Below are 6,503 nucleotides of genomic sequence, written 5' to 3' on the forward strand. Positions count from 1 at the left end.
CCGGTGGGGAGTTCGAGTGATAGGCAGCCTGCGGGCCGCGCGAGGAGCCGACCGGGCCGAGGGACGACGCGGAGCCGACCGGCGACGCAACCTGGAGCTCGCCCTGCTGGCGTTCGCCCTGCTGGTCTCGCTCTTCGCCTACGTCGACGCCGATCTGGCGATGAACGGCACGATGCCCCCGGGCCTGCTGGTCTACGGGGTCTCCTTCAGCGCGCTCGCCGGCGTCGCCCACCTCGCGGTGCGCCGCTTCGCCCGGTACGCGGACCCGCTGATCCTGCCGTGCGCGGTGCTGCTCACCGGGCTGGGCCTGGCGCTGCTGAACCGGCTCGACCAGTCGTACAAGATCGTGCACGCGGCCAAGGGCGACTACCAGAAGCTGCCCGCCGCGCCCTCCCAGGTGATGTGGATCTTCATCGCGGTCGGGGTGGCGATCGGGCTGATCGCGCTGGTCAAGCACCACCGCTTCTTCCAGCGCTACGTCTACATCCTGATGGTGGGCGCGCTGGTGCTGCTGGCCGCGCCGGCCTTCTTCCCCGGCGACACCTTCGGCGCCAAGCGCTGGATCCGGCTGCCCGGCATCTCGCTGGAGCCGGACGAGTTCGTCAAGCTCGCCATCACCGTCTTCTTCGCCGGCTACCTGATGGTCAGCCGCGACGCGCTGGCCCTGGTGGGCCGCAAGGTGCTGGGCCTGAGCCTGCCGCGCGGGCGCAACGCCGGACCGGTGCTGGCGATCTGGGTGATCAGCCTGCTGGTGCTGATCTTCGAGCGCGACCTGGGCACCTCGCTGATCTTCTTCGGCATCTTCATCGTGATGCTCTACGTGGCCACCGAGCGGACCAGCTGGGTGGTGCTCGGCCTGCTGATGGCGGTCGGCGGAGCCGTCGGCGTGGGCACCCTGGAGCCGCACGTGCACGGCCGCGTGGAGGCCTGGCTGCACCCGCTGGACATCTACAAGCCGGTCCACGACAAGGCGCTGATCTCCGACCAGCCCGCGCAGGCGCTGTTCAGCTTCGGCACCGGCCACATCATGGGCACCGGGCTGGGCGAGGGCCGGCCCTGGCTGATCGGCTTCGCCGGGCGCAGCGACTTCATCTTCACCACCGTCGGCGAGGAGCTCGGCCTGGCTGGGGTGACCGCCGTCCTGATGGTCTACGTGCTCTTCATCCAGCGCGGCCTGAAGACCGCGCTGACGCTGACCGACCCGTTCGGCAAGCTGCTGGCCACCGGCCTGTCGGCCGCGGTGGCGCTGCAGGTCTTCGTGGTGGTCGGCGGCGTGAGCGGGCTGATCCCGCTGACCGGCAAGGCGCTGCCGTTCCTGGCCGCGGGCGGGTCCTCCACGGTGGCGAACTGGCTGCTCACCGCGCTGCTGATCAAGCTGAGCGACGCCGCCGGCCGCACCCAGCTGGAACCCGAGCCGGAGCCCTCCGGCTCGATCGCCCCGATCCAGGCCGCCGCACCGGCGGCGGGCGGCGCGGGCGGCGCGGGCGGCACCGAGGGCGAGGGCCGCCCCGGCGGCGAGGGCGCCGCGCCCGGCACGCCGCCACCCACGCCCGCCTACGGTGCGGCGACCACGCACGGCAGCGCGAGCGGTGCTCGCGCCGGCTCGGGCGGGGCGGGAGCCGACGGCTCGACCCCGCCGCCCACGCCGTCGGCGACACCGCTGGCGACGCCGGGGGCGGCCCCGCCGCCCGCCCCCGCCAAGGTCCAGGCCCCCGGCGACCCCGCTGGCCACGCCGGTGGCGACCCCCCTGCCGACCCCGGCACAGGAGATCCCCGGGCAGGCCGGCTACCCGGAGCAGCAGTCCTACGACGGGTCCTACGGCTCCCCGTACGACGCGCGGCCCGCCACCGGCGGCTCGCCCTACGACCCGCAGCCCTACCAGGCCCACCCGGTCGGCGGCCCGCTCTACCCGACCCCGCCCGGCCCGGGCACCGGCTACGAGCCGCCGCAGGCCCCGCCCGCGCCGTACGGGACCCCGCCGACCCCCGGCCACCCCTACGGCGCCGGACCGAACGGCGGCGGCGGCGCGCTCTGACGCCGCCGCGGCCGCACCGCTCCCCGCCCGCGCCGCGCCACCCACTCGCCGCCGCCACCCACCCGGTTGGCGGCGGCGGGCTTTGTCCGACCCCCCATGGTTGCTAGATTGCGCAACTGGGCAAACCGGACAGCCCCCGCCCGCCCGGCGCCCCGCCCCGGCGGGTGGTCCGACCCCGCCCCCGGCCCGTCGGCGACCGCGCGGAGACCCAGATGAACGACCCCCAGGACCAGTCCGGCCGGCGCCGATCGGACCGCCCACCCGGCGCCGACCGGGCCCGGCCCGGGCCCGCCCGCCGCCGGCGCGCCGTCAGGGTCGCCCTGCTGACGGCCACCGCCCTGCTGCTGGCCACCGCCGGCGCCGGCGCCTGGTTCTACGTCCACCTGCTGGGCAACCTCAAGGTCTTCGACGGCGGCGGCGTCGCGGCCGGCCGCCCGCCGGCCGGCCCGACCGACGCCCAGGGCGGCAGTCCCGTCAACGTGCTGCTGCTCGGCTCCGACACCCGCACGGGTGGAAACGAGGACCTCGGCGGCGGCCCGGTCGGCCCGGGCAGCTCCGACACCGCGATCCTGCTGCACGTCTACGGCGACCACCGGCACGCCGTCGGCGTCTGGGTCCCGCGCGACGCGCTGGTGGACATCCCGCCGTGCCGGCTGCCGAGCGGCGGGTGGACCGCCCCGCAGCACGGCCAGATGTTCAACTCGGCCTTCGCGGTCGGCGGCTCCCCGCAGGGCAATCCCGCCTGCAGCCAGAACACCGTGGAGGCGCTGACCGGACTGCGGGTCGACCACACGGTGGTGATCGACTTCCAGGGCCTGGCGACGATGTCCAGCGCGGTCGGCGGCGTCGAGGTCTGCGTGCCGAACGACGTCAACGAGTACGGGATCCACCTGCGCAAGGGCCGCCAGACGGTGGCGGGCCGGCAGGCGCTGGACTACGTGCGCGCCCGCCACGGCATCGGCGACGGCTCCGACATCGGTCGCATCAAGCGCCAGCAGGCCTTCCTGGCCGCACTCGCCCGCCGGATCCAGGACCAGGGGTTCGACCTCACCACCCTGCTGCCGCTGGCCGACGCGGCCACCCGGTCGCTGACCGTCGACCCGGGCCTGGGCACGCCGATGCGGCTGGTCACCTTCGCGCAGTCGCTGCGTTCCATCAGGCTCCCCGACATCACCTTCGTCACCGCGCCCTGGCGCTTCGCCGGGGACCGGGTGGCGCTGGTCCACCCGGACGCCGACACGCTGTGGCAACTGCTGCGCCAGGACCGCACGCTGGACGGCCGGCTCACCGACCCGGCCGGTGCCTCACCCACCGCCGCACCCACCGGCACCGCGCCGACGCCCACCGCGCCGGATTCCGCCGGCCCGGGCGCCGCCGACCCGGCCGCCGACCCGACCGCCGGCCTCGCCGTCCCGGTCACCGTGCTGGACGGCGCGGGCCCCGGCACGGCCGGTCTGGTCCCGCTGGCCGAACGCGACCTGCGGGCCCGCTACTACCAGGAGGTCGAGGCGGGCACCGGCGGCACCGAACACGCCGTCACCACCGTCGACTACCCGCCCGGGCGCCAGGCGGACGCCGAACGGCTGGCGCAGGCCTTCCCCGGCGCCCAGCTGCACGCCGCCGCCACCGCGGACACCCCGCTGACCGTCACCCTCGGCACCGACTATGCCAGGGCCGCCTCCCCCACGGCCCCCGCCACGGCCCCCGCGAGCGCCTCACCCACCGGACCGCCCACCGGCATCGCCCAGAACGCCCGCCCCGCCGACACCGATCCCTGCGCCGGGCTCACCTGACGGCCGGTGTCCCCGGCCCGGCGGGCGGCCCGGCGACGCCCGCCGGGTGGCCGACCGTCAGCCCGCGCGGAAGCTGCCGCTGCCCGGCGGCACGTGGCTGCCGAAGCCGGGCTGCACGGTCAGGGCGGGGCCCAGGCAGAAGGGGTCGGCGAAGACCTGGACCGGCCGGTCGGTCTGGTTGTCCAGCACGTGGGCGGCGAGCGGGAGCTTCACGCACCCGACCGGGTCCCGGTAGACGTCGAGCGGCTGGAGTTCGGTCGAGAAGACCACCACCTCGCCGGTGGCGGCCTGGGCGGGCGGCGCGGCCAGACCGAGCAGGGCGGCGGTGGCGAACAGGGCGGCAAGAGTCGTTGTACGTCGCATGGCGGAACGATCACACAGCGTGGCGGTCTGCACACGCACCATGGCCGAGCGTGTCGTGCCGGCTGTCAACCCTGCCCCGACGGCGCTCTCCCGGACGGGTGAAACTCGGCCTGTCGGACCGTCGAAAAGGTCCCGGTGCCCTAGGGTTCTCCCTGGTGAGACCCGCAATGCGTAGGTAGGGCGGGTGGGACTCGAACCCACGACCCAGGGATTATGAGTCCCCTGCTCTAACCGGCTGAGCTACCGCCCCGACTCACCGCGCCGGCCCTGGCCACCACCGTGGCCGTCCGTCGCAGCACAGACGGCCCCGCAGGGCCGCCTCGGGCAGCATATCCGGTCGATCAGCCGAGGTGCGCGCCGGGGGGCGCGCCACGAGTGCGCTCCCCGGGCCCCGGCGAGCCGCTCGGCCGTGCTGCGGCCCGGTGGCAGGCCCCTCCCGCCCGGGTGAAGCTTGCCTGGACCAACGGGCGGCGGAGGGAGGCGCATGACGGTGCGAAGGGTGGCGCTCGGCGTGGCCGCCGCGCTGGTGATCGCGCTCCCGTCGAGCGGCTGCGGCTCGGCGAAGCAGCCGACCGGCGCCCTGTGGCTGACCCCCTCCCCCAGCGCGAGCGGCGCCTCGCCCGGCGCCGGCGGCTGGGACCGCCAGCGCTTCCTGAACGCCTTCGACAAGCACCGCGGCACCACCAGGACGGCCTCCCCCGGGACGCCCGCCGGCCTGGTCGGCGCACTGTTCACCAACGGCACCGGCGGCGACCACTTCTGCACCGCCAGCGTGGTGGACAGCGCCGGACAGAACCTGATCATCACCGCCGCCCACTGCGTGTACGACCCGGGGGTGGGCCAGCGCGACGACCTGGTCTTCGTGCCGGGCTACCGCGCCGGCGAGAGCCCCAGCGGCGTCTGGCCGCTGGCCGCGATCACGGTGGACCAGAGCTGGGCGGACCACGGGAACCCGGACCTGGACGTCGCCTTCGCGATCGTCCAGCCGCAGAACGGCCGCCAGGTGCAGCAGGTGCTCGGCGCCAACCGGCTGGCCACCGACCAGGGTTACCAGCTGCCGGTGCGGGTGACCGGGTACCCGAGCAGCGGGGACGAGCCGATCACCTGTGTGAACCGCACCGCCCGGCAGAGCGACACCCAGCTGCGGATCGACTGCCCCGACTACACCGGTGGCACCAGCGGCAGCCCCTGGGTGACCGACTTCGACCCGGCCACCCGCACCGGCACGGTGGTCGGGGTGATCGGCGGCTACCAGGAGGGCGGGAACACTCCGGACACCTCGTACAGCAGTTACTTCGGCAGCGGGGTGCAGGCGCTCTTCGACCGCGCCACCGGCTGAGAGGACCCGGGAACCTGGCGTCGGACCGGCCACGCCTGATAGATCTTGACCGACGTCCGGCGCGGCACGCCCCGGCACACGGCGAGAGGCGGCGGGCGATGGCCGGGCGGGGGCTGCGGCGCGGCGTGGTCAAACCGGCGATCGCCACGGCGCTGTCGGTCCTCGCGGTGCTGGCGACCGGCTGCCAGTCGCAGCCCACCGGCCCGCGCGGCGGCCCGCTGCTGACCGCCACCCTCGCCTCCGAGGGCCCGCTGGCCGCCCGGGTGGGGGTGCTGCTGCTGCCCGACCAGGGCGACGCCCGGTCCTGCACCGCCAGCGTGGTGCACAGCCCGGGGGGCGACCTGCTCGCCACCGCCGCGCACTGCGTCTACCGCACCGGCATCGGCCCGGTCGCCGACCTCGCCTTCGAGCCCGGCTTCCGGGACGGCAACGCACCGGGCGGCGGCTGGGTGGTGGACCGGATCACCGTGGACCAGCGCTGGCGCGAGGACGGGGACCCGGAGTACGACGTCGCCTTCGTCACCGTGCGGGACACCGGGGGCCGGCACCTGGAGGACGTGGTCGGCGGCGGCAACGCCCTGGGCGTCAACCGCGGCTTCGGCCTGCCGGTGACGGTCACCGGCTACCCCTTCGACCACGACGAGCCGATCACCTGCAGCACCCGCACCACGGCACAGAGCTCGACCCAGCAGCGCTTCGACTGCGGCGGCTTCTCGGACGGCACCAGCGGCAGCCCCTGGCTGACCGGGATCGACCCGGCCACCGGACTGGGCACCCTGGTCGGGGTGATCGGCGGCTACCAGGCCGGCGGCGACACCCCGGACACCTCGTACAGCGTGAGCTTCGACGACCGGGTGGCGGCGCTCTACGCCCAGGCCACCGCCTGACGCCCCGTCGGGCCGGCCCCGCCCGGGAACGCCGAACGCCCCCCGGCGGACCGGAGGGCGTTCGGTGGGTGGCTCCCCCAATTGG

4 protein-coding genes, 1 tRNA gene and 1 pseudogene are annotated in these 6,503 nt (G+C 75.5%); 4 read left to right on the forward strand and 2 right to left on the reverse strand.

Going from position 1 to position 6,503, the window contains the following annotated elements; genetic code table 11:
* Positions 1-28: 28 nt before the first annotated feature.
* Positions 29-1,471 (forward strand): annotated as a pseudogene (locus ABD323_RS00890) (FtsW/RodA/SpoVE family cell cycle protein); the annotation flags it as partial.
* Between the two features lie 777 nt (positions 1,472-2,248).
* Positions 2,249-3,829, forward strand: a complete 1,581-nt coding sequence (locus ABD323_RS00895; RefSeq protein WP_344437806.1) for an LCP family protein — start codon at positions 2,249-2,251, stop codon at positions 3,827-3,829.
* Positions 3,830-3,886: 57 nt separating this feature from the next.
* Here the strand turns inward: ABD323_RS00895 and ABD323_RS00900 are convergent, their stop codons facing one another.
* Positions 3,887-4,192: a hypothetical protein gene (locus ABD323_RS00900; RefSeq protein WP_344437808.1), complete on the reverse strand. Its 306-nt coding sequence runs from the start codon at positions 4,190-4,192 to the stop codon at positions 3,887-3,889.
* A gap of 176 nt (positions 4,193-4,368) precedes the next feature.
* Positions 4,369-4,442, reverse strand: a tRNA-Ile gene (locus ABD323_RS00905).
* A 234-nt stretch (positions 4,443-4,676) separates the two neighbouring features.
* Here ABD323_RS00905 and ABD323_RS00910 point away from each other — a divergent pair.
* Both ABD323_RS00910 and ABD323_RS00915 read left to right on the forward strand, forming a co-directional pair.
* Positions 4,677-5,531, forward strand: coding sequence for a trypsin-like serine peptidase (locus ABD323_RS00910; RefSeq protein WP_344437810.1), 855 nt, complete (start codon positions 4,677-4,679; stop codon positions 5,529-5,531).
* 98 nt (positions 5,532-5,629) lie between these two features.
* A complete protein-coding gene (locus ABD323_RS00915) occupies positions 5,630-6,418 on the forward strand; it encodes a trypsin-like serine peptidase (RefSeq protein ID WP_344437812.1) in 789 nt (262 codons plus the stop codon).
* Positions 6,419-6,503 lie beyond the last annotated feature (85 nt).

Origin of the sequence: Kitasatospora nipponensis (genome assembly GCF_039528135.1) — a bacterium.
GTDB classification, from domain to species: Bacteria; Actinomycetota; Actinomycetes; order Streptomycetales; family Streptomycetaceae; genus Kitasatospora; species Kitasatospora nipponensis.

What these genes read in the sequence shown, in the direction of transcription:
- ABD323_RS00895 (WP_344437806.1), top strand. Translation starts at nt 2,249, where the DNA reads ATGAACGACCCCCAGGACCAGTCCGGCCGGCGCCGATCGGACCGCCCA.
- ABD323_RS00900 (WP_344437808.1), bottom strand. Translation starts at nt 4,192, where the DNA reads ATGCGACGTACAACGACTCTTGCCGCCCTGTTCGCCACCGCCGCCCTG.
- ABD323_RS00910 (WP_344437810.1), top strand. Translation starts at nt 4,677, where the DNA reads ATGACGGTGCGAAGGGTGGCGCTCGGCGTGGCCGCCGCGCTGGTGATC.
- ABD323_RS00915 (WP_344437812.1), top strand. Translation starts at nt 5,630, where the DNA reads ATGGCCGGGCGGGGGCTGCGGCGCGGCGTGGTCAAACCGGCGATCGCC.